This is a genomic window from Nigerium massiliense (genome assembly GCF_000826085.1).
GTDB classification, from domain to species: domain Bacteria; phylum Actinomycetota; class Actinomycetes; order Propionibacteriales; family Propionibacteriaceae; genus Propioniciclava; species Propioniciclava massiliense.
On record NZ_CCYM01000003.1, the window covers coordinates 506,819 to 529,098 of the forward strand.

Genomic DNA, 22,280 nt, shown 5'->3' on the forward strand with positions numbered 1-22,280 from the left:
CGAAAGGATTTCTATGATCGCGACTGCACGCCGGGCCCGTTCCAGCGAGGGCATCGAGGGTAAGGACGCCGTCGGCCTCTACCTCGACGGGATCGCCAAGACTCCGCTGCTGACAGCCGAGCAGGAGGTCTTCCTCGCTCGCGAGATCGAAGCGGGCCTGTACGCCCAATCGATCCTCGACAACACCACCACCGACGCCGAGCGCGGCGGCCGCCGTCGCGTCAAGGCCACCCGCGAGGAGCTCGAGGAGCTGGTCCGCCGGGGGGACGCCGCCATGCATCGGTTCGTCACCGCGAACCTCCGGCTGGTCGTGTCGGTGGCGCGCAAGTACGGGCGCCAGCAGATGCCGCTGCTCGACCTGGTGCAGGAGGGCAACACGGGCCTGATCCGCGCCGTCGAGAAGTTCGACTACGCGAAGGGCTTCAAGTTCTCCACCTACGCCACGTGGTGGGTGCGGCAGTCGATCTCCCGCGGCATCGCCCAGCAGGGTCGTATCGTCCGGCTCCCCGTGCACGTCGCCGAGCAGATCAACCAGGTCTCGTCCGCCCGCCGCAACCTGGAGCGCCGCCTCGGCCGCGAGCCGGAGATCGACGAGATCGCCGACGAACTCGGCATCGAGGAGGCGAAGGTCGTCGATCTGATCCGCTTGGCCCGGGAGCACGTCAGCCTGGACGCTCCGGTCGAGGAGGACGGCGACACCGCCCTCGGCGACCTGATCGTGCGCGACCAGACCCCCGGCCCCGACGAGATGGTGCTGGACGCCGAGGACCGCGCCCGGCTCGACGCCATGCTGGCCACCCTGGACGACCGGTCCGCCGACGTGGTGCGCCGCCGCTACGGGCTCATGGACGGCCGGCAGGCCAAGCTGGCCGACATCGCGCAGGTGTGGGGCATCACGGCCGAGCGTGTCCGCCAGATCGAGCGGCACGCCATCGCGCAGCTCAAGGAGAACGGCGCGCTGGCCGCCTGATTCGTCGTCTGATCAGTCCTGGAGGGGCTCGTCCGGTCGCACCCGGATGAGCCCCTCTTGCGCGCAGGAGGCACCCAGGATGTTGCCGGCGTACAGCCGGCCCTGCGACAGGCCGAGCCCGTTGGACGCGCTCGGCGACGACTGCTCGTAGAGCACCCACTCGTCGGCCCGGATCGGGCGGTGGAACCACATCGAATGGTTGATCGTGGCCGCCTGCATCTTCGGGGACAAGAAGTTGACCGGGTGGGTGAGCGTGCTCACCGACAGGATGGTGAGGTCGCTGGCGTAGGCCAGCATCTGCTGGTGGGCACGTGGCTCGTCGCCGAGGCGTCCGGCCGTCTTCACCCACACCAGGAGCCGCGGCGACGCACCCTGCTCGGTCGGGTTGGTCAGCGAGCTGTCGGCGTAGCGCACGTCGAGCGCGGCCCACTCCCGCTCCCACTCCTCCACCACGCGAGACGAGCGCACGGCGAGGACGTCCATCAGGGAGGGGCACATCTCGGGCGGGGCCGGCGGCTCGAAGGCCTGCACCGCGTGCTCGAGGCCGTCCTCTGGCGCCTTGAAGGACGCCGATGTCATGCACAGGTCCTGACCGTTCTGGCTGCACACGACGCGCCGCGTCGAGAACGACCCACCATCGCGCACGCGTTGCACCTGGTACTCCAGCGGCGCGTGCGTCGAGCCGGGCCGGACGAAGTAGCCGGACAACGAGTGGCAGATGCGTCCGTCGTCCACCGTGTCGTACATGGCGGACAGCGCCTGGGCGAGCACCTGGCCGCCGAAGGTGCGCTGCATCGTGGTGTTGGGGTGCTGGCCACGGAACCGGTCGGCGGAGATCTGTTCCAGGTCGAGCAGATCGACCAGCTCGGGCAGGGTGTGCGGCATGGGCTACTCCTCGTCGTCGGACTGCTGAGCGAGGAACTGCTCGACGGCTTGGCCGATCTCCTCGGCCGACGGGACGCCGCGGTCGCGGCGCTCCAACTCGTCGTACTTCAGTTCCAGGGCGGAAACCAGGGCGGGCAGGTCCTCGTCCTGTCCCATCTCGGTCGACAGGGCATCCAGCGTCGGCTGCACGGTGCCGATCAGCGGCTCCTGGGGCAGGGCGAGCCCGGTCGCGTCCATCAGGCGCGTCAGCCCGGCCACAGCGGCCGGCGGATAGGAGCCCTGCGCCAGATAGTGCGGGACGTGGGTGACGAAGCCGCGGGCGAGCATGCCCCGGCGTCCGGCGCTCAACTCCAGCAGCGCCGCGAAGCTGCCGGGCACCTGGACGCGGTCGAACAGCACCGGGTTCTCGTCGACGAAGTCGGGGGCGGTCGAGTGCTCGGTCACCAAAACGGGACGCGTGTGGGGGACGCCGAACGGCGCGCCCGTCGCGGTGACGAGGCGGGTGACGCCCAGCGCCGCCGCCAGGTCGAGGATCGCGGTCGCCGCCCGCTTCCATTGCGTGTCGGGTTCGGGGCCGCTGAGCAGCAGGTAGTCGACGCCGCGCTCGTCGGTGACGCGGTCGAGCGTCAGCTCGGGCATCTCGGCGTCCGCCCAACGGTTCACGTCGAACGTCATGGCGGGCCTACGTGAGCGGTAGTCGTGCAGCTGGTCGACGTCGAACTCGGCGACCGGCTGGTGAGGGCTCTGCAGCAGCAGGTGCTCGGCGAGGTTTCTCGTGACGCCGCCGGCGTCGATATAGCCGGTCAGCAGATGGATCATCACGAGATCCCGCCCTGCCAGCGCCTCCACCTGATCGGCGTGGACGGTGTAGAGCTCTCGGGGATCCAGCATGCGGCTCACTCTACTGCTCTGCCCGCGGACGCCGACCGGGGACTTCGGCCGATGAATGGAGGGGACGGTGCCTGGTCCGTCCCCTCCATCGGGCATGTTGCCGGGTCCCAATCTAGGCATGCCGCACCGCTGTCACCCACGCGGGGACGTCGAGACGGTACGAAAGTCGCACCGGATCGGTACTTTCGCACCGCGACCGGGAACGACGCCGCCCGTCAGAAGGTCCCGGACGTCCCGAGGAGCCGGCCGACCAGGAACGTGATCGCGAGCGCGGCGATGCCGCCCAGGACGACGCGGATCGTCGCTCGTCCGATGCGGGCCTGACCGAGATACGCCCCCGTCGCGCCGGTCAGCGCGAGCGCGACGATCGTGACCACGAACGTCGCCGGCACACGGATGTCGGCCGGCGACAGCACCATCGTCAGGAACGGCAGGAGCGCCCCGATGACGAAGGACAGGAAGCTCGACCCGGCGGCCTGCCAGGGGCTGACCACCTCGTCCTCGTCGAGGTTGAGCTCCATGTTGAGGTGGGCGCCCAACGCGTCCTTCTCGGTGAGCTCGGTGGCCACCATCGTCGCGGTTTCGCGGCACAGCCCCTGCTCCTCGTAGAGGCCGACCAGCTCCTGGAACTCGCCTTCGGGATCCTCCTCCAGCTCGCGCCTCTCCTTTGCGATGAGGGCGGTCTGCGCATCGGACGACGACGACACCGAGACGTACTCGCCGAGCGCCATCGAGATGGCGCCGCCAACCACGGCGGCGGTGCCCGCGGCGGCGATCGGGCCGATGGCGGAGGTGGCGCCGGCGACGCCGACCAGGGTCGCGGCGACGGACACGATGCCGTCGTTGGCGCCGAGGACGCCCGCGCGCAGCCAGTTCAGCTTGTGCGCGAGGTTGGTGTCGGCGTGGGGTTCGGGGCGGGTGGACTCGGAATCGGACGTGGCGGGGACACTGTTCACTGCACCATTCTCCGCTTTCCTCTCCCGACGTGCCAGCAAGGTGAGGCTTGGCTTAGTTCCTTGTCAGAGCGGCAATCAGGCCGTCGGTTCAGCCGGACAGCTTCGCGATGGCCGCCCGGACGCGCTTGGCGGAGACCGGCCGGGCGGTGCCCAGCGACTGGGCGAACAGGCTGACCCGCAGCTCCTCGAGTTGCCAGCCGACCTCCTGCGCCTCGGGCGGCAACTCCCCCACGTCGTAGCGCTCGATCGCGTCGGCGTAGGCGTCCTCGAGGTCGGCGATGATGTCGAGGTTCTGCCGGTCCCGGGCGGGGTTGGCGGCCAGGCCCGCCAACCGGATCTCGACGGCGTGCACGTAGCGCTCGACCCCGGCGAGGTGCGGCTCCGGCGTGGCGGAGACGAAGCCCGGGAAGACCAGGTTGTCGAGCTGGGCGCGGATGTCGCGCGTGGCGTCGTCGTCGGGCCGCTGGGCGAGCGCCCGCTCCGCCTCCTGGTACCGGGCGAGGATGCGCCCCGTCAGGGAGACGACGCGCTGCATCGTGTCGGCGGCGTCGGGCCGGACGGCGTCCACCACCGCGCGGAACGCGGCCGCGTCCCGGACGGCGTCGGGATCGATGCCCTTCGAGCTGATCAGGTCGCCCGTGGCCTTGAGCCGGGCGTCGGCCATCAGGTCGGCCAGCGACGGGTAGGGGCTGGCCGCGAGGGCGAGCTTCGTCGCGTTCGCCATGTGCGCGAAGACCGAACGGGTCGGATCGGGACTGTCCAGCACGACGAGCCGCCGCAGCCCGGCCGCCTGCCAGCGCCGCGCCTTCGCCGCCGTGTTGGCGACGCGGACGCCGACGGTCGCGACCTGGTCGACGAGCGCCGGGTAGCCGAGCAGGGAGCCGTCCCCGCCGAGCTCGACGGTCGTCGGCAGCGTCCCGAACTCCCACGACGTGGCGCCCGGGTGGGTGATGCCCGGCGCCGCGGTGTTCAACCGCTTGTTCAGGGCGGGCGCGAACTCCTTGCGCAGCTGATCGAAGTCCTTGCCGGAGCCGAGTTCCTGTCTCCCCCGCGGCAAGGTGTCGTCGGTGACGACGTAGCGCACCCGCAGGTGCTCGGGAAGCGACGCCAGGTCGAAGTCGGACGCCGCGACCGGCTGGCCCGACAGCGCGGTGAGCGCGCCGGCCAGAGCCTCGGGGAAGGGTCGCCGGCGGGCCGCCCCGTCGGCGTCCAGCCGGGCCAGCGCGCGGCCGCCCCAATCGGGTGCTGGGACGAAGTTGCGCCGCTGCGCCTTCGGCAGGTGCCGGATCATTTCGGTGGCGAGCTCGCCGCGCAGGCCGGGGACGTTCCAGGTGAACGGGGTGACGTCCACCTGGTTGAGCACCGAGACGTCCAGGTCGACGGTGACCCCGTCGGCGGACGCGCCCGGGTCGAAGGAGTACGAGACGGGCAGATCGTTGCCGCCGACCGTCCAGACCTCCGGGAAGTCGTCGGCGTGAACGTCCGCGGCGTCGTCGTCCATGACGTCGTCGAGGGTGAGGTCGAGGTAGCCGTCCTCCTCGCGGCGCTTGTCGCGCCACCAGCGGTCGAAGTGCGCGACCGTGGTGATCGACTCAGGAACCTTCGCGTCGTAGAAGTCGTAGATGGCCTGGTCGTCGACGACGAGGTCGCGGCGCCGGGTCCGCTCCTCGAGCTCCTCGGCCTGCTGGCGGACGCGCTCGTTGCGCGCGAAGAAGTGGTGCCGGGTGCGCCACTCCCCCTGCACGAGCGCGTGCCTGATGAACATCTGCCGCGCGACCGCGGGGTCGATGCGGCCGTAGCTGACGGTGCGGTCAGACACGATGGGGACGCCCAGCAGCAGCACCTTCTCCGTCGCGACGCACTGTCCGCCGGACGCCGACCAGCGCGGCTCTGAGTAGCTCCGCTTGACCAGGTGGGCGCCGACGTCCTCGATCCATTCCGCCTTGACGGGGGCGACCATCCGCGCCCACAGCCGCGACGTCTCGACGAGCTCGACCGCCATCACGAGCGGCGGCTCCGCCTTCGCCGCGGCCGAGCCGGGCTGGATGGCGAACCGGGCGCCACGCGCGCCCAGGTACTCGGCCAGCGGACGCCGACCCTTGCGCGCCTGCGGGCCGGTGCGGCTGACCGAGCGCAGGTCGATGAGTCCGACGTGGCTGAGCAGGCCGGCCAGGACACTGATGTGGATGGCGTCGAGAACGTCGCCCGCCCGGTCGCGGCCGTGGTCGCGTCCGCGGGACTCGCGGCCGCGGACGCCGTCGGCAGCCTGGCCGCGCGCGGGCGTCCGGCCGCCGGGTTGGGCCCCCGGGTCGGCGTCCCGTTCCTGGGCGCTGCGCTGGTCGGCGACGTGCAGCTCCCGGGTGATCTCGCGCAGCTGGTTGGTGAGGTCCTGCCACTCGCGGATGCGCAGGAAGTTCAGGTACTCGTCGCGGCACAGCCGGCGGAACGCGTTGCCGGACAGCTCGCGGCGCTGCCGGCGCAGGTACTGCCACAGCCGCAGCAACGCGGCGACGTCGGACGGGTCGCGCGGGGTGCCGTCCTCGGCGTCCGCGGGCGTCCAGAAGCGGCGGTGCAGGGTGTCGGCCTCCTGCTGGTGCTCCAGCGGGCGCTCACGGACGTCCGGCACCGTCAGCCCGGCGACGATCGCGGTGACCTGCTTCAGGCAGCCGCGGCGTCCGGCCTCGACGAGCATGCGGCCGAGGCGGGGATCCACGGGGAGCTGGGCCAGCAGGCGTCCGGTGCGGGTGAGACGCACGTCGTCGGCGTGGCCCGCCTTCAGCGCGCCCAGCTCGTCCAGCAGCCGCAGGCCGTCGCGCACCTGGGACGAGTCGGGCGGCTCGACGAACGGAAAGCTCTGGATCGGGCCCAGCCGCGCCTGCGCCATCTGAAGGATGACGCTGGCCAGGTTCGTGCGCAGGATCTCCGGCTCGGTGAACTCGGGCCGGGACTCGTAGTCCTCCCGGGAGTACAGCCGGATGCAGACGCCGGGCGCGACGCGGCCGCACCGGCCCGCGCGCTGGTTGGCCGACGCCTGCGAGACCGGCTCGATCGGCAACCGCTGCACCTTGGTGCGCGCCGAGTAGCGGCTGATACGGGCGAACCCCGGGTCGACGACGTAGCGGATGCCCGGGACGGTCAGCGACGTCTCGGCGACGTTCGTGGCCAGGACGATCCGGGTGCCGGCGTGCGGGGTGAACACCCGGTGCTGCTCGGCCGCCGACAGCCGCGCGTACAGGGGGACGACCTCGGTGCCGCGGAGCTTGAGCGCCTCGATGGCGTCCGCGGCGTCCCGGATCTCCCGCTCGCCGGACAGGAACACCAAGATGTCGCCGCCGGCCATGCGGTAGCACTGCTGGACGGCGTCGCGGATGCCGTCGATCATGTCGCGCTCGCGCTCGTTCTCGGGGTCGACGAGGGGCTCGTAGCGCACCTCGACCGGGTAGGTCCGCCCCGATACCTCGATGATCGGCGCGTCGTCGAAGTGCGCCGAGAACCGCGCGGTGTCGATGGTCGCGGACGTGACGATCACGCGGAGGTCGGGACGCCGCGGCAGCAGCTGCTTGAGGTAGCCGAGCAGGAAGTCGATGTTGAGGGAGCGCTCGTGCGCCTCGTCGATGATGATCGTGTCGTAGCGGCGCAGGTCGCGGTCGTGGGCGATCTCGGCGAGCAGGATGCCGTCGGTCATCAGCTTCACCGCGGTCTGGCTCGTCGCCTTGCGCGTGAAGCGCACCTGGTAGCCGACGGTGTCGCCGATCTCGACGCCCATCTCGGACGCGATGCGCTCGGCGACCGTGCGGGCCGCGATGCGGCGCGGCTGGGTGTGCCCGATGCTCCGCCGGCCGGCCAGCAGGGCGATCTTCGGCAGCTGCGTCGTCTTGCCCGAACCGGTCTCGCCCGCGACCACGATCACCTGGTGCTGCTCGATGGCGTCGCGGATGTCGTCGACGGCCGCGCTGATGGGCAGCGCGGGATCGAAGGTGAGCTCAGGCGTCGAAGTCATAGCCGCTCCATGCTACGAGACCGCGCCAACCTCACCGTGGAGGTCGCGCGGCAGCGCTCGTCGCCTCGCGTCGGGACGCGCAAACGCGGCGCCCCCGCGTTGCCGGAAACGCCGCGTCGGGGAGAAACGCCTACTTGGCGGCGTGCTGGTCCTTGTCGAACGTGTTCGGGTCCTGGCCGATGCGGTTGCCGGCCTCGAGGCCGTCGATCTGCGCCACCTCCTCGTCGGAGAGCTCGAAGCCGAACAGGTCGATGTTGGACGCCATGCGCTCGGGCTTGACGCTCTTCGGGATCACGATGATGCCGTTCTGCAGGTGCCAACGCAGCACCACCTGACCGGTGGAGACGCCGTGCGCCTCGGCGATCTTCGTCACCTCGTCGGATTCGAGGTCTTGGGCCTGCCCCAGGGGCGAGTACGCCTCGACCGCGATGCCGGCCTTGCGGGTCGCCTCGGCCGCCTCGCGCTGCTGGTAGCTGGGGTGGATCTCGATCTGGTTGACCGCGGGGACGATCTCGGTGTTGGCGAGCAGCTTCTCGAGGTGGTGCGGCAGGAAGTTGCTGACGCCGATGGCGCGGGTCAGCCCCTCGCGGGCGAGGTCCTCGAAGACCTCGTAGGTCTCCAGGGTGAGTCCCTTGCCCGGGCACGGCCAGTGCATCAGGTACAGGTCGAGCTGGTCGACGCCCAGCTTGTTCAGCGAGTCCATGAACGCGGGACGCACCTTGTCGCGGCCCTGGAACTGGTTCGGCAGCTTGGTCGTGATGAAGAGCTGGTCGCGCGGGATGCCGCTCTGCGCGATCGCGCGACCGACGCCGTCCTCGTTCTCGTAGCCGGTGGCGGTGTCGATGTGCCGATAGCCGGCCTCGAGCGCCTGCTCGACCGCCTTCTGCGTCTCGTCCACCGGCACCTGGAAGACGCCGAAACCGACCTGCGGGATCGTCGCGCCGTTGTTCAACGTGATGGTGGGAACCTTCGAAGCATCAGTAGTCATGCCTCCATTGTCCCACCGGACGTCAGCGCGGCGGCACCTGCAGGTGGGTGTGATGGGCGGCGAAGGCGAGCACGTCGGCCCACTCGGCGGCGATCTGGTCGAGCGGCTTACCCGCGCCGTGCCCCGCGGCGGAGTCGACGCGCAGCAGGATCGGCGCGTCCCCGGCCTGGGCGGCCTGCAGCGCGGCGGCGAACTTGAAGCTGTGGGCGGGCACCACCCGGTCGTCGTGGTCGGCGGTGGAGATCAGCGTCGCCGGGTACCTCAGCCCCGGGTCGACGTTGTGCAGCGGCGAATACATGTAGGCCGCCTCGAAACCCTCCTTGGTGCCGGGATCGCCGTAATCGGAGATCCACGCCGAGCCGATCGTGAACAGGTGGAACCGCAACAGATCGAGGACGCCGACGCTCGGCAGCGCGGCGGAGATCAGGTCCGGCCGCTGGGTGAGCAGCGCGCCCGCTAGCAGGCCGCCGTTGGAGCGTCCGTGAACCGCGAGGTGGCCCGGGGTCGTGACGCCGGTCTCGATGAGGTCTTCGGCCACGGCGATCGCGTCGTCGAACACGTGCTGCTTGTTGGCGAGGCGTCCGTCGTCGTACCAGTCGGTGCCGAATTCGCCGCCGCCGCGCAGGTTCGCCAGCACCAGGACGCCGCCGGCCTTGAGCCACGCCGGCCAGCCCGGCCGGTAGTCGGGCAGCACCGGGATCTTGAAGCCGCCGTAGCCGTAGAGCAGCGTCGGGCGCGGCCCCTCCTGCACCGCGCCGGTCACCGTGCCCGCGAGCGCCTCGGCCTCGGGGGCGCCGTCGGGCGCGACCGCGGTGAGCACGGGCGGCCCCTCGGGCTCGCCGGAGTCCAACGGGGTCTCCTCGCGGACCGCCTCGCTCTCCGGCCCCTCGACCTCCTCGACGTCGAGGGCGTCCGGGGCATCGGACGCCTCGGGGACGGCACGGATCACGAAGTAGGGCACCCGCGTGCCGTCCTTGCTGGTGGCGCGGCGGCGCTCGATCGAGAACGGCGGGGCGAGGCGAGCGCCCTCGTCCCCGGTCAGGGCGAGCGGGATGGCGCGTCCGCCGGCGATCTCGAAGGCGCGCGTCGGGGCGTCGATCGTGCTGAGCCCGCAGAAGACGTCCGGGCGCTTCGGGGAGGCGTCCAGCGTGGTGAGCGAGCCGGCGGGCAGCTCGAGGTCGCCCAGGTCGCGACCGTCCAGCCCCCGTTGCCGCACCCGGGTCAGGGCGTCGGACAGGTAGGCGAGGTAGAGCACGTCGGGCGAGGACGCCGCCCCGATCAGGGTGTCGGCGGTCTCGGGCGCCACCTCGGTGAGCACAGGGGCGCCCGTCCGGGCGGCGGCCAGGTCGAGGGCGACGAGGCGGCCACGCGGGGCGTCCAGGTCGGTGGTGAACAACAGCCGGTCTCCGTCGGCGCGCACGAAGGACCACTCGGCGACCGCTTCGTCGATGAGCCGCAGCGGCTCGCCGATCGTCGTCTCGCCGCCGTCGGTGCCGAGCGGATACACCCAGACGCGGTTGCGGTTCTCGGTGCCCGAGACGATGGACGCGATCAGCCAGCGGCCGTCGTGGGTCACCTCGACCGATGTCATGAGGTGGGGGTCGTCGGGGAATGTGAGCACGACGTCGTCCCCGGTCGAGCCCAGCCGGTGCCGCATCAGCTTCGCCGCGCCCAGCCCGCGCGTCGCGGTGCCCCGGGCGTCGGACGCCTCGTCGTAGGTCGCATAAAGGTACGACGCGTTGTCCGGCAGCCAGGTGGCGAGCGTGAAGCGGCCGACGACGTCGGGCTCGTCGACCCGCCGCCCGGTCTCGAGGTCGAGCAGCCGGATCTTGCGCCAGTCGGAGCCGCCCTCGCTGACGCCGTAGGCGAGGTGGCGTCCGTCGTCGCTGACGGTGAAGAAGCCGAGCGAGTCGGCGCCGTCGGCGCTCCAGGTGTTGGGGTCGAGGACGACGGTGCCGCCGGAGATCAGGTCGGCGAGGGTGTCGGCGACGAACCAGACGTCCTGGGCCTGCTCGCCGTCGTTGCGGCTGACGAAGTAGCGGCCCCCGCGCGCCCGCGGCACGCCGGCACGGCAGCGTCCGACGATGCGCGCCAGCTCCTCGGCGAACCACGCCCGCTCCGGCAGCCGCGCGAGCTCGGACTCGGTGAACTCCTGCTGCTGCTTCACCCAGGCGGCCGTCTCCGCCGCGTCGGCGTCCTCGAGCCAGCGGTAGGGGTCGGCGACCTCGTGGCCGAAGTGGTCCTCCACGACCTCGTCGCGGCGCGTCGTCGGATACTCGATCATGCGCCCGAGTTTAGGGGCGGGGTTCGTCCGCCGAGATCGCCCGTCCGCTCACAGCGGTGACGTCCACGCGGATCAGCAATTCCCGCTCCCCCGGCGCCCAGGGCCGGGGCAGCGTCGGCGGGAGCGCCCGCTCGTGCCTGGTCGCCCGGCCGCGCGCCACGACGCTCCAGCCGGTGGCCGTCTGCGGGTCGATGTCGTCGGCCTCCACGACCACGGGCTTGCCCCGGGCCAGTTCGGCGAGCTTCGAATCCTTCGACACCTTGAGGAAGAGGCTGCCGTCGTCGGCGGCGAGGTTCACGGGGAACAGCTCCATCCCCGCCTCGGCCACCCAGCCGATGCGGCCGACGTCGACGGTGTGGAGAAGGCGCAGGCACTCGGTGGACTCGATGGGCTCGAAGTATCCGGTCATAGGTCATCATCCTCGTCGCTGAACGTCGTGCGGCCGCGCAGTTTGGCCGCAAGTTCCTCATCGATCCGGTCGCCGATCACCGAGATCATGCCGACGGCCTTGGCCAAGTGTGCCGGGACGAAGGGCTGGGCGAACAGAGACAGGCTCACGTACACCCGGTCGCGGATCAGGAGGAACCGGACGTAGCGGGCCTCGGTGTTGATGTCGCTGATGACCTCCATCGCCCGTGAGCGCCCCTCCACGTCGTGGACGACGGGCGCGAAGACGATCACCTCCTCGGCGTCCGGCGAAGGGCGGACGAAGACCATCGTCGAACCGGCCCGGAAGGCGAGGTCCCCTTCCGAGTCGCGCAGCGGCGGGTGGCCGAGGTCCCGCTGCAGGGTGGCGGCCAGCAGGGCGTCCAGTTCGTCGCGGTCACGGGGCTGGTACACCACGGGCGGATCGGCCGGGGCGGCGTCCTCGATGGGTCCTGTCGGGGACTCGCGGGTCGCCGGCGTCAGGATCTCGGCGAGTTGGTCGGGCGCCAGGAAGGCGGGGTGCTCGACGCCGTAGACCGTGCGCAGGGCGGCGACGGCGTCCGCGGCGAGGGGTAACGGCTCCTCCTGGCTCCCCTCGCACGCCAGGTCGGTGCCGGGCGGCCCCGTCGCCGTCCAGCCGAGCGCGGCCATGGTCGCCAGCTGGCCGTCGTCCAGCGTCCGCGCGGGCGCGAGGCTGTCGCGTCCCGCGGCGCGTGCACGCAGCCGACCCTGCTCCCCGCACGTGAAGGTGACGAACGGGGGGTGCACATCGTCGCCCCCCAGGGAGCCGATGCTCAGGCTCGCACCCTCGTCCATGACGGACAGCACCTCCGCGAGCCGTTCCGCGAACCCGGCCCACGCGGCGTCCGTGCTGCGCTCCAGGTCGAAGTCGGCGACATCCGAGATCCACGCGTCGTCGTCGTTCATTCGTCCAACTTAGCCACGCGAGCGCGCGGACATCACCCCAGCACCGCCGAGAGGGCCACGATCGTCGGGGTCGTCAGCAGCGTTGACCAGAAGACCGCGTCGCGCGCGAGCCGCTCCCGCACCCGGTAGCGCTGCGAGATGACGTAGACGTTCTGCGCCGTCGGCAGCGCGGCGATGACCGCCACCGCGTAGAGCTGGTCGCGCGGCAGGCCGAACGCGACGCCCGCCGCGATCGCGACCGCCGGCATCACGATGATCTTGATGGCCTCGATGATCCACAGCTCCACCACATGCGGGCCCTTGCCCGGCAGGGGTTCCAGCCGCAGCGAGACCCCGAAGGCGATGAGCATCAGCGGCACGGCCATGCCGCCGACCATGGCGACGGGGGTGGCGAGCACCGGCGGAACCGGGACGTGGAGGAGGTTCACCGCCAGCCCGGCGAGGATGCCGACGGTGATGGGGTTGCGGAACGGCAGCGAGAGGTAGCGCAGGGGCGACATCCGGCGTCCGGCGCGACGGGCCATGCTGAGGTCGAGCAAAGCCAGGGCCACAGGCTGCATGAGGCCCACCTGCACCAGCATGATCGGCGCCATCCAGGCGCCGTCGCCCAGCAGGTGGATCGCCACCGGCAGCCCCAGGTTGCCGGCGTTGGTGTAGCAGGCGCACAGCGCGCCCACGACATCGCCCTGCTTGTCCTGGCGGAGCACCGTCCGGGCGATGACCAGGTAGAGCAGACCTGCCGACGCGATCGCGATCACGGAGACCAGCAGCGTCCGGGAGAAGACGTGCTCGAGCGAGCCCTTGCTGACCATGCTGAACATGAGCGCGGGAGAGCCGATGTTGAAGGCGAGCATCGACATGAACCTCTGCTGATCGGCCTTGATCAGCCTGATGTGGCCCGCGAGCCAGCCCACGGCGATGACGATCCAGATCGACGCGAACGCGCTCAGTGACTGTTCCACGGCTGAACCCTAGTCTCGCGCGTAGCATGTGCCTGCCATGATCAGCCAAGCCAAGCAGCGTAATCACGTCATCGACATCGCCCGGGCGGCCTCGATCGTGATGGTGGTGGTCTTCCACGCCCTGCTGTACCGCATCGGTCTCGCCGACGGCCGCCCGACCGTCACCCCGTGGGCGCCGCCGCACTGGATGTGGGTGCTGAGTTGGGTGCTCATGTGCATCCCCGTGTTCTTCATCGCCGGCGGGTTCGGGCACGCGCTGACCATCGACCGCATGCGCCGCGAGCGCAGTGGCTACGGCCACTACCTCGCCAACCGCGGCCGGCGTCTGGTCGGGCCGCTGCTCGTCTTCGTGACCGTCTGGGCGGTCGTCGCGACCGCCGCCGCCTGGCTGGGCTTCCTCGAACCGGCCGTCACGCTCAGCCGGGCCTTCATGCAGTTGCTGTGGTTCCTGACCGTCTATCTCGTGATCGTGGGCATCGCGCCCGGGATGGTCACCCTGAACGACCGCTTCGGCACGCGGGTGATGATCGCCCTGGCCGCGCTCGCGGCGGTGGTGGACGCCTGGTCGTTCGGCATCGGGAACACCGACCTGCGCTACCTGAACGTGCTCATCGTGTGGCCCCTGGTGCACCAGTTCGGCATCGCCTTCCAACGTGGCTGGCTGCGCCGCGGCCCCTCGTGGACGCCGTGGGCCGCGGTCGGCGCCGGCGTCGCCGGGATCCTGGTGCTGATCTTCGGGTTCGGTTACCCCGGGTCGTCCGTCGGGTTGGCGGACATCCCGATCGCCAACGTCCAGCCGCCGACGCTCGCCATGGGCTTTCTCGGGCTGGCACAGACGGGCGTGATGGCGCTGCTGGATCGGTCGGGCGTCTGGGCCCACATCAGCCCGCGCTTCGAGCGCCTGCTCGGGATCACGAACGCGCTGATGATGTCGATCTATCTGTGGCACATCCCCTGCATCGTCATCGCGGGGCTTGCCGCGGTGCTGGTGAGCATGGCCTGGCCGCCCGCGGCCGTGGTGCTGCTCAACCAACTGACGGTCGCGGGGCTGGCGCTCCTCATCGTGGCGGCGCTGGTGCCCCTCATCGGACGCCTTGAGTACAGGGTCATCCCGCCACTCGGCGCCCACCAGCGGCTGTTGCGCGCGGTCACCGCCTACGTCGTCCTGGTCGTGGGCACGGCCATGACCTGGCTGAACGGGACCGTCCTCCACCCCGCCGCGCCGCTGTCGACCGTCGGGGTCTGCCTGGTGTGGCTCGGCAGCTGGCTCATGGCCCGCGCCGCAGACAGCAGCGCCGACGCCCTGGTGTGACGCGGGCGCGGCCCCGGACAGCAGTTGGGCGCTCCGGCCGACTCTCGGCCGAAGCGCCCAACTTCGAAGTGCCCTGGCGTCACCTCCACATGACCCAGGACGTGGCGGACAGGCGTCCACCGGAGGGATTACTTGCGACGTGCGTCACTCTCCTCAGCGCTGGCGCGCTGACGAATGTGCGCCGGCGTGACGGGCAGCACGTCGCACGAGGTCGGAGACCCCGGGATCCGTCAGGGAGTAGATCATTTCCCTGCCGTGCCTCTCACCCGTCACGACACCGCCGGAGCGCAGCACCCGAAGGTGCTGAGAAACCAGCGGCTGAGAGACGTGCAGAGCGTCGACCAACTCGTTGACACTGTGGTCTCGCTCGGTGAGCAGCACTACGATTCCGACCCGAATCGGTGATCCCAGCGAACGGAATAGTCCCCCGACTTGTTCCCATTCGCTGTTGGCCGGCATTCCATCTTCATTTGTTAGGGCGTCAACTGGTCCCTCTACACCCGTCATGAACGCATAGCCTAATGTCCCGGTGGCTTATGGGGAAAATCGGCTTGCCAGCAACCGACGCCCCGCTCGGAGGGACACGGTGTCTTCAATAGCCTAGTCAGGCACGTCTTTCTCGACTCATGGGGGCAGTTTTGTCACCCGGAGAGGGGATCGACGACCGACCAATTCGTGGATCAGACGTTCAATGACAGTGTCATCGTCCCCCATTGGGAGGACACGTCCTATTCACCCAATTGGGTCGCCCGCCTGCGTAAAGTGAATATTTAGCTTTTCACTTATGAATCCGTTCAGCGGGGACTTGCATTCCCGGACGCCGCGAATGGCTCCCGGTGCGGCGCTCGTCCCGGTGCTGGCACGGGCGGGCCGGAGCGGCAGCGGCCACCGGCCCTCCCGTCGGCTCAGTCGACGACGCCGCCGAACGCGTGACCCTGCTCGCGGTCGAGGTGCGTTTGCGCCTTGTTCCGCAGGAAGAACACGTACACGATCAGCGAGACGAAGATCGTCGCGGTCACGTAGACGATGAAGCCGGACACGTTGTTGGCGAGCTTCGCGGCCTGGTAGATCATCGGGGCGGTGCCGCCGAAGATGGAGTTCGCCAGGCCATAGCCGAGCCCGACGCCCAGGGCGCGGATGTGGGCCGGGAACTGCTCGGCCTTCACCAGGGCGTTGATCGACGTGTAGCCGGTCAGGATGATGAACCCGACCACCAGCAGGCCGAGCGCCGCCCACGGCGACGTCGCCCTCGGCAGATACCCGATCATCACCCACGTGTAGAGGACGCCGCCGACGCCGAACCAGACCAGCAGCGGCTTGCGCCCGATCTTGTCGCTGATCAGGCCGCCGAGGGGCTGCAGGGCGCAGAGGATGATCAGCGCGGTCAGGTTCACCAGCGTGCCGGTCATCGGGCTGTCCCTGAACGTGCTCTTCACGATGGCGGGCGCGTTGACCGAGTAGGTGTAGAACGCGACGGTGCCGCCCATCGTGATCAGGAACACCAGCAGCAGCGGACGCCAGTAGTTCACCAGCAGCTCGCGGAGGGTGCCCGAGGAGCGGTCCTGGCCGTTGCGGATCTCGTCCAGGTGCTCGGCGGTCAGCGACTCGTCCATGGTGCGCCGCAGCCAGAACACGACGACCGCGGCGACGCCGCCGATGGCGAAGGCGATGCGCCAGCCGTAGGCGGTGATGTCGGCCTTGCTCATGGTGCTCGTCATGATCAGGAGAACCAGCTGGGCCACCACCTGACCACCGACGAGCGTCACGTACTGGAACGAAGAGAGGAAGCCTCGGTGCCCCCGGGTGGCGGCCTCGGACATGTAGGTCGCGCTGGTGCCGTACTCCCCGCCGGTGGCGAAGCCCTGCACCAGGCGGCACAGGGTCAGCAGGACGGCCGCCCACACGCCGATGGAGTCCCGGGTCGGGAGGATCGCCACCACGAGCGAGGCGAGCGCCATCACGGTGACCGAGAGCGTGAGCGCCGAACGGCGTCCGTGACGGTCGGCCCAGCGGCCGAAGAACCACGAGCCCAGCGGGCGCATGACGAACGTGATCGCGAAGACGGCGTAGGCCATCAGCGTGGAGTTGGCGTCCGCGGGGTCGAAGAACTGGGATTCGAAGTACGTGACGAAGACCGTGTAGGTGTAGACGTCATACCACTCGACGAGGTTTCCGGCCGATCCCTTGACGGTGTTCCACACCGCGTTGCGCAGGCTGGTCTCCTCGCGGATGATGCCGGGCGACCCCGGCGGGTTGGGTTGGCTGGTGACGCTCATGGTGGACTGCTCCTCGGCTCGGGAATGGCGACGATGCCGAGGAGATTCCTACACCCAACCAGTGGCGCCGGCGGCCAACGACGCGTCCTCAATTCTCTGGGCGCTGCGGCTCCCGCTCAGTTGGCGGCGAGCAGTCGGCGGACCGTTCGGACGTCGCCGCCCAGGCCGCTCAGCGCCTCGACGAGGTCGTCCGCGGCGGACAGGAGCTCGGCGTCGGAGACGGGCGCCAGGGCGTCCAGGATGAACAGGGCGCGGGTGGTCGTGGGCGTCAGGGCCGTGCGGGGGCCCTGCCGCCAGTTCCAGCGCCGGCAGGTGACACCGGCGTCGTCATGCCAGATCACCTCGCCCGGCTCGGGGTGCTCCACGACCGGCGCCCCGTCAGCGAACGTCTCGAAGGGCTCGTCGCCGGCGGCGCGGGCGAGGCGCGCGGGCCCCGCGTACGCGTCGAGGTCCTCGCCGCCGAGCGGGATCTGGTGCAGCACACAGATCGCGTTGTACGCGTCGGTGAGGGAATTGATGCGCGGCAGCCCCTTGTCGGCGCGACGGGTGAGCGCCTCCAGGCTGTTGCGGGTGCGCTGCGGCTTGGCGCCGAAGGCGCGGTAGGCCTCGCGCCAGGCGGCGATGTGCGGGAGTTCGTCGACGGGGGCACCGGCCAGCAACGTGCGGGCGTGCTCCTCGGCGCGCGCGATGAGGTCGTCCGCCACCGAGGACGGCGCGGACGGATCGATCCCCTCGGCCACCACCAGCAAGGCACGGTAATCGGGCCGCAGCGCGAACACCGCGGGATCCACCGCGCAGGACGCCAGGAACTCCTCGGCGGTCGGGGTCTCTCTCATCGTCGCTCTCCGTTCGTCATCGTCGGGCACGTGACTCCGCAGAGGGCACCCTCTCACCGATCAGCGACCGCGCGCGAGCAGGGGCGCCCCGGCGATACCGGAGCGCCCCTCGTCGCAGGGCGGTTTAGCTGCAGCCGCTGGTCGAGCCGCAACCCTCGCAGACGTAGCAGCTACCGGACGGCCGCATCTTCGTGCCGCAGGTGAAGCACAGGGGCGCGTCCACGGACATGCCGGTGACCTTCTCCATCAGCTCCGACGTGGTGTGCGGCGCGTCCAGGGTCTCGCTGACCGGCCGGGCCTCGAGGAGCGCGGGCTGGTTGGGGCCCGACTCGTCGAAGCGCAGGTTGTCGGCGTCGTCGTTCTTCAGCGACTCCGACTCGATCATCTCGGCCTCGTCCTCCTCCGAGAGGTAGGACCCGGTCGCGACGTAGCGGGCGCGCTCGGCGGCGGTGTAGATGCCGAGCTCGGCGCGCTCGTCGAACGACAGGTAGTCGAGGGCCAAGCGCTTGAACACGTAGTCGATGATCGACTGCGCCATCCGCAGGTCCGGGTCGTCGGTCATGCCGGCCGGCTCGAACTTCAGGTTGGTGAACTTCTGCACGTAGGTCTCCAGCGGGACGCCGTACTGCAGCGCGATCGAGATCGCGATCGAGAAGGCGTCCATCACGCCCGCCAGGGTGGAGCCCTGCTTGCCGAGCTTGAGGAACAGCTCGCCGAGGCGTCCGTCGTTGTACTGGCTCGAGGTCATGTAGCCCTCGGCGCCCCCCACGGTGAACGACGTCGTGCGGCCCACGCGGGACTTCGGCAGGCGCTGGCGGCGCGGCCGGTACTCGATGCGCACCTCCGGCTCGGCCTTCTCGGCGACGGCCTCCTTCTTCTTGCCGTCGGACAGCGGCTGGCCGACCTTGCAGTTGTCGCGGTAGACGGCGAGCGCCTTGAGGCCGAGCTTCCAGCCCTGCATGTAGACGTCGGCGATCTCTTCGACCGTGGCCGTCTCCGGCAGGTTCACCGTCTTGCTGATCGCGCCGGACAGGAACGGCTGCACCGCGGCCATCATCCGCACGTGGCCCATGGGCGCGATCGCGCGCTGACCCATGGCGGTGTCGAAGACCTCGTAGTGCTCCTTGGCCAGCCCCGGCGCGTCGATGACGTGCCCGTGCTCGGCGATGTAGGCGACGATGGCCTCGATGGCGTCCTCGGCGTAACCGAGCTTCTTCAGCGCCCGCGGGATCGTCTGGTTGACGATCTGCATCGAGCCGCCGCCGACGAGCTTCTTGAACTTCACCAGGGAGAAGTCGGGCTCGACGCCGGTGGTGTCGCAGTCCATCATGAAGCCGATCGTGCCGGTGGGGGCGAGCACGGACGCCTGCGCATTGCGGAAGCCGTTCTCGGCACCGAGCTTGACGACCTGCTCCCACTCGGCGGTGGCGCGGTCGTTGACGCGCTGGTCGTTGGCGTCGAAGCTGCGGATCGCGTCGTTGGCCACCTGGTGCTTGCGCATCACCTTCTGGTGCGCGGACGCGTTGCGCGCGTAGCCGGCGTAGGGGCCGACGACCGCCGCGAGCTCGGCGGAGCGACGGTAGGACGTCGCGGTCATGAGCGAGGTGATCGCCGCCGCGAGGTTGCGGCCGCCCTCGGAGTCGTAGCCGCGGCCCATCGCCATCAGCAGAGCGCCGAGGTTGGCGTAGCCGATGCCCAGCTGGCGGAAGTTGCGCGTCGTGTCGCCGATCGACTCGGTCGGGAAGTCGGCGAAGCAGATCGAGATGTCCATCGCGGTGATGATCAGCTCGACGGCCTTGCCGAAGAGCTCGGCGTCGAACGTGTCGTCCTCGCGCAGGAACTTCAGCAGGTTGAGGCTCGCCAGGTTGCAGGAGCTGTTGTCGAGGCTCATGTACTCCGAGCACGGGTTGGACGCGGTGATGCGGCCGGTCTCGGGGTTGGTGTGCCACGCGTTGATCGTGTCGTCGTACTGCAACCCCGGGTCGGCGCACTCCCAGGCGGCCTTGGCGATCTTGTCGAACAGCGACCGCGCGTCGACGGTCTCGATGACGTCGCCGCTCATGCGGGCGCGCAGCCCGAACTCGGTGCCGTCCTCGACGGCCTTCATGAACTCGTCCGAGACGCGGACGGAGTTGTTGGCGTTCTGGTACTGGACGCTGACGATGTCCTTGCCGCCCAGGTCCATGTCGAAGCCGGCGTCGCGCAGCGCGCGGATCTTGTCCTCCTCGCGCGCCTTGGTGTCGACGAACTCCTCGATGTCGGGGTGGTCGACGTCGAGGACGACCATCTTGGCCGCACGCCGAGTGGCGCCGCCGGACTTGATCGTGCCAGCGGAAGCGTCGGCGCCGCGCATGAAGGAGACGGGACCCGAGGCGGTGCCGCCGGAGGACAGCAGCTCCTTGCTGGAGCGGATGCGGGACAGGTTGAGGCCGGCGCCGGAGCCGCCCTTGAAGATGAAGCCCTCTTCGCGATACCAGTTCAGGATCGACTCCATCGAGTCGTCGACGCTCAGGATGAAGCAGGCGCTGACTTGCTGCGGGCTGGTGGTGCCCACGTTGAACCACACCGGAGAGTTGAAGGAGAAGTACTGGTGCAGCAGCAGCCAGATCAGCTCCTCGGCGAACACGTCGGCGTCGGCCGGGGTGGCGAAGTAGCCGTTGGCCAGGCCCGCCTCGCGGTAGGTGGTCACCACGCGGTCGATCAGCGCCTTGAGGCTCGCCTCGCGCCGCTCGGTGCCCAGCGCGCCGCGGAAGTACTTGGTGGTGACGATCGTGGACGCGTTGAGGCTCCAGAAGTCGGGGAACTCCACGCCCTTCTGCTCGAAGACGGTCTCGCCGGTCTTCCAGTTCGTCTGGACGACGTCGCGCTTCTCCCACGTCACCTCGTCATACGGGTGGACACCCTCGGTCGAGAAAACTCGCTCGATCGACAAGCCCTGCGGCTTGCCGCCGCCGGTGCCGCGGCGCGACTGCTTCGTCTCCGTCATGTGAAAGTTCCCTCTCGGTAGTGATGGTGGGGCGGGTGTGCCGTCAGCTCAGAAGAGCTGTTCGGCGGGGTTGGGTTCGGCCGCACGCCGCTTGGAGCCGGCGTGATCGACCGCCTCCTGGTGCAACGCGCGGAGACGCTGGATCTCGTCCTCGAAGTCATCGACGGACTCGTAGTTGCGGTAGACCGACGCGAAGCGCAAGTACGCGACCGGGTCGAGCTCTTTGAGCGGCCCGAGGATAGCGACACCCACGTCGGCGGTTGGCACTTCGGCCTGCCCACTGGCACGCAGCGACTCCTCGACCTGCTGACCCAGACGGGCCAATTGGGCCTCGGTGACCGGACGCCCCTTGCAGGCCTTACGGACGCCGCTGACGACCTTCTCGCGGGAGAAGGGTTCGACCACGCCGCTGCGCTTGAGGACGACCAGCTGCATCTGCTCCAAGGTGGTGAAACGCCGGGCACAGGAGCGGCATTCCCGGCGACGCCGGATGCTGCTGCCGTCCTCGGCAACCCGGGAGTCCAGCACGCGGGAGTCGTGGTGCCGACAGTACGGACAATGCATCGGCCGACCTCCCTCGCGACGCACGCCCGCACAGCGCTGTGACGCTGTGGACGGGCTTGTGGATGACATGTGGACGAGCTGTGCAGGACGACCACAACCTGTGGACTAAACACATCCCTGTAACTACTACATGTAGAGGCTAGACACCCACGTGCCCCCACGCAAGCCGGCTCCGCGGCGATGCACCGCGTCGGCGCAAGTGAATATTCACTTAGCGACACCGGGTCGCGGACCCGCGCGAGCAACCTCGCCATGCAACACCCGTGGAGGGCTCGCCCACACGGCCCCTCGGCCCTGCGCCGGCCGCGCCAGCCTACGACTCGACGTGCGACCCCGCGTCGGAGGACACGGCCATCGTGAGCGCCGGCGCGGTCGCCGGGACGGGCTCGTTGCTGATGGACAGGAAGACCCCCACCACCGTGCCCAGGAGGATCGCCAGCAACAGCCCCACCGCCGCCAGGAGCACCGCCAACCCTCGCCGCGTCCACTCGTAGCGGTGCAGGACTGCGGCGGGCTGGGCCACCGGCTTAGCGACGGGCACCGCCGGAACGACGTCGGCGCACGCCGCCGGGTTCGCAGGCACGTGCCGCCAGACCTCGGCGACGGGGCGCCGCGCCTGGGGGGCGGAAGCTGGACGGACGTTCGCGCCACGGACGGCCCGCAGGCGCGGCTTCGCGGCCGAAGCGGGCACCTGATCAATGAGCAGAGCGGTCATGACATCTCCTTGCTGGGTCGAACACCTGTTCGACGAGTATTATCGAACGGCTGATCGGATACAACCATCATTCGTTCGAGTGTTCGAGAACTCTCGACCACTGCTTGAAGTTCACCAGGCGGCTCTGACATTTTTCGTACGAGGGCGGCGCACGCTCGCCGCGCTCAGCCGCCTGCCCAGCACGTACGAGGGCCGGAACCGCCTCCGGCAAGCCCGTGAGCCGATCCGCGACACGCTCGAACAGATGTTTGAATCATCGTGTTCGATTCTCTAGCTTGTGGGCATGGGCACCGAGAAGAAGC

17 protein-coding genes are annotated in these 22,280 nt (G+C 69.8%); 2 read left to right on the forward strand and 15 right to left on the reverse strand.

All coding sequences use genetic code 11. From position 1 onward, the window contains the following. Window positions 1-13: 13 nt before the first annotated feature. Window positions 14-970, forward strand: a complete 957-nt coding sequence (locus BN1187_RS08770; protein ID WP_390620218.1) for a sigma-70 family RNA polymerase sigma factor — start codon at window positions 14-16, stop codon at window positions 968-970. A gap of 12 nt (window positions 971-982) precedes the next feature. Here the strand turns inward: BN1187_RS08770 and BN1187_RS08775 are convergent, their stop codons facing one another. The 9 genes from BN1187_RS08775 to BN1187_RS08815 all read right to left on the reverse strand — a co-directional run bounded on the left by BN1187_RS08775 (window position 983) and on the right by BN1187_RS08815 (window position 13,289). Beyond that, window positions 983-1,855, reverse strand: a complete 873-nt coding sequence (locus tag BN1187_RS08775; protein WP_040160920.1) for an acyl-CoA thioesterase — start codon at window positions 1,853-1,855, stop codon at window positions 983-985. A 3-nt stretch (window positions 1,856-1,858) separates the two neighbouring features. Then, entirely contained in the window at window positions 1,859-2,746 is an 888-nt protein-coding gene (locus BN1187_RS08780) for a PAC2 family protein (RefSeq protein WP_040160922.1), read from the reverse strand. Between the two features lie 215 nt (window positions 2,747-2,961). Then, complete coding sequence (locus tag BN1187_RS08785; RefSeq protein ID WP_040160924.1) at window positions 2,962-3,702, reverse strand: VIT1/CCC1 transporter family protein; 741 nt, start codon at window positions 3,700-3,702, stop codon at window positions 2,962-2,964. 88 nt (window positions 3,703-3,790) lie between these two features. Then, entirely contained in the window at window positions 3,791-7,702 is a 3,912-nt protein-coding gene (hrpA, locus tag BN1187_RS08790) for an ATP-dependent RNA helicase HrpA (protein WP_040160926.1), read from the reverse strand. 130 nt (window positions 7,703-7,832) lie between these two features. Next, window positions 7,833-8,690, reverse strand: coding sequence for an aldo/keto reductase (locus BN1187_RS08795; protein WP_040160928.1), 858 nt, complete (start codon window positions 8,688-8,690; stop codon window positions 7,833-7,835). A gap of 22 nt (window positions 8,691-8,712) precedes the next feature. Then, window positions 8,713-10,974: a prolyl oligopeptidase family serine peptidase gene (locus BN1187_RS14870; RefSeq protein WP_040160930.1), complete on the reverse strand. Its 2,262-nt coding sequence runs from the start codon at window positions 10,972-10,974 to the stop codon at window positions 8,713-8,715. A gap of 10 nt (window positions 10,975-10,984) precedes the next feature. Next, the gene (locus BN1187_RS08805) at window positions 10,985-11,383 is read right to left on the reverse strand and encodes a pyridoxamine 5'-phosphate oxidase family protein (protein WP_040160932.1); all 399 of its coding nucleotides are present in this window, start codon (window positions 11,381-11,383) and stop codon (window positions 10,985-10,987) included. Then, window positions 11,380-12,327, reverse strand: a complete 948-nt coding sequence (locus BN1187_RS08810; RefSeq protein WP_052462538.1) for a T3SS (YopN, CesT) and YbjN peptide-binding chaperone 1 — start codon at window positions 12,325-12,327, stop codon at window positions 11,380-11,382. Before BN1187_RS08810 ends, BN1187_RS08805 begins: the two co-directional genes overlap by 4 nt. A gap of 32 nt (window positions 12,328-12,359) precedes the next feature. Next, window positions 12,360-13,289 (reverse strand): AEC family transporter, encoded by a 930-nt coding sequence (locus tag BN1187_RS08815; RefSeq protein ID WP_040160934.1) that lies wholly within the window; start codon window positions 13,287-13,289, stop codon window positions 12,360-12,362. 37 nt (window positions 13,290-13,326) lie between these two features. Here BN1187_RS08815 and BN1187_RS08820 point away from each other — a divergent pair, with 37 nt between their 5' ends. After that, window positions 13,327-14,601 (forward strand): acyltransferase family protein, encoded by a 1,275-nt coding sequence (locus BN1187_RS08820; protein WP_040160936.1) that lies wholly within the window; start codon window positions 13,327-13,329, stop codon window positions 14,599-14,601. A 153-nt stretch (window positions 14,602-14,754) separates the two neighbouring features. Here the strand turns inward: BN1187_RS08820 and BN1187_RS15230 are convergent, their stop codons facing one another. From BN1187_RS15230 to BN1187_RS08850, 6 genes are all read right to left on the reverse strand, one after another. Next, window positions 14,755-15,108: an ArsR/SmtB family transcription factor gene (locus BN1187_RS15230; protein ID WP_072042029.1), complete on the reverse strand. Its 354-nt coding sequence runs from the start codon at window positions 15,106-15,108 to the stop codon at window positions 14,755-14,757. 398 nt (window positions 15,109-15,506) lie between these two features. Beyond that, window positions 15,507-16,877 (reverse strand): MFS transporter, encoded by a 1,371-nt coding sequence (locus BN1187_RS08830; protein WP_052462539.1) that lies wholly within the window; start codon window positions 16,875-16,877, stop codon window positions 15,507-15,509. 116 nt (window positions 16,878-16,993) lie between these two features. Beyond that, complete coding sequence (locus BN1187_RS08835; RefSeq protein WP_040160940.1) at window positions 16,994-17,713, reverse strand: B3/B4 domain-containing protein; 720 nt, start codon at window positions 17,711-17,713, stop codon at window positions 16,994-16,996. 124 nt (window positions 17,714-17,837) lie between these two features. Continuing rightward, window positions 17,838-20,699 carry a vitamin B12-dependent ribonucleotide reductase gene (locus BN1187_RS08840; protein ID WP_040160942.1) on the reverse strand — a complete coding sequence of 954 codons (2,862 nt, stop codon included), beginning with the start codon at window positions 20,697-20,699 and terminating at the stop codon, window positions 17,838-17,840. Window positions 20,700-20,747: 48 nt separating this feature from the next. After that, on the reverse strand, window positions 20,748-21,263 hold the full coding sequence (gene nrdR, locus BN1187_RS08845) for a transcriptional regulator NrdR (protein ID WP_052462540.1): 516 nt from the start codon (window positions 21,261-21,263) through the stop codon (window positions 20,748-20,750). Window positions 21,264-21,576: 313 nt separating this feature from the next. After that, on the reverse strand, window positions 21,577-21,978 hold the full coding sequence (locus BN1187_RS08850; protein ID WP_040160944.1) for a hypothetical protein: 402 nt from the start codon (window positions 21,976-21,978) through the stop codon (window positions 21,577-21,579). Window positions 21,979-22,280: the final 302 nt, after the last annotated feature.

Coding starts and splice junctions, on each gene's coding strand:
- BN1187_RS08770 (WP_390620218.1), top strand. CDS start 14: ATGATCGCGACTGCACGCCGGGCCCGTTCCAGCGAGGGCATCGAGGGT.
- BN1187_RS08775 (WP_040160920.1), bottom strand. CDS start 1,855: ATGCCGCACACCCTGCCCGAGCTGGTCGATCTGCTCGACCTGGAACAG.
- BN1187_RS08780 (WP_040160922.1), bottom strand. CDS start 2,746: ATGCTGGATCCCCGAGAGCTCTACACCGTCCACGCCGATCAGGTGGAG.
- hrpA (WP_040160926.1), bottom strand. CDS start 7,702: ATGACTTCGACGCCTGAGCTCACCTTCGATCCCGCGCTGCCCATCAGC.
- BN1187_RS08795 (WP_040160928.1), bottom strand. CDS start 8,690: ATGACTACTGATGCTTCGAAGGTTCCCACCATCACGTTGAACAACGGC.
- BN1187_RS14870 (WP_040160930.1), bottom strand. CDS start 10,974: ATGATCGAGTATCCGACGACGCGCCGCGACGAGGTCGTGGAGGACCAC.
- BN1187_RS08805 (WP_040160932.1), bottom strand. CDS start 11,383: ATGACCGGATACTTCGAGCCCATCGAGTCCACCGAGTGCCTGCGCCTT.
- BN1187_RS08810 (WP_052462538.1), bottom strand. CDS start 12,327: ATGAACGACGACGACGCGTGGATCTCGGATGTCGCCGACTTCGACCTG.
- BN1187_RS08820 (WP_040160936.1), top strand. CDS start 13,327: ATGATCAGCCAAGCCAAGCAGCGTAATCACGTCATCGACATCGCCCGG.
- BN1187_RS15230 (WP_072042029.1), bottom strand. CDS start 15,108: ATGACGGGTGTAGAGGGACCAGTTGACGCCCTAACAAATGAAGATGGA.
- BN1187_RS08830 (WP_052462539.1), bottom strand. CDS start 16,877: ATGAGCGTCACCAGCCAACCCAACCCGCCGGGGTCGCCCGGCATCATC.
- BN1187_RS08835 (WP_040160940.1), bottom strand. CDS start 17,713: ATGAGAGAGACCCCGACCGCCGAGGAGTTCCTGGCGTCCTGCGCGGTG.
- BN1187_RS08840 (WP_040160942.1), bottom strand. CDS start 20,699: ATGACGGAGACGAAGCAGTCGCGCCGCGGCACCGGCGGCGGCAAGCCG.
- nrdR (WP_052462540.1), bottom strand. CDS start 21,263: ATGCATTGTCCGTACTGTCGGCACCACGACTCCCGCGTGCTGGACTCC.
- BN1187_RS08850 (WP_040160944.1), bottom strand. CDS start 21,978: ATGACCGCTCTGCTCATTGATCAGGTGCCCGCTTCGGCCGCGAAGCCG.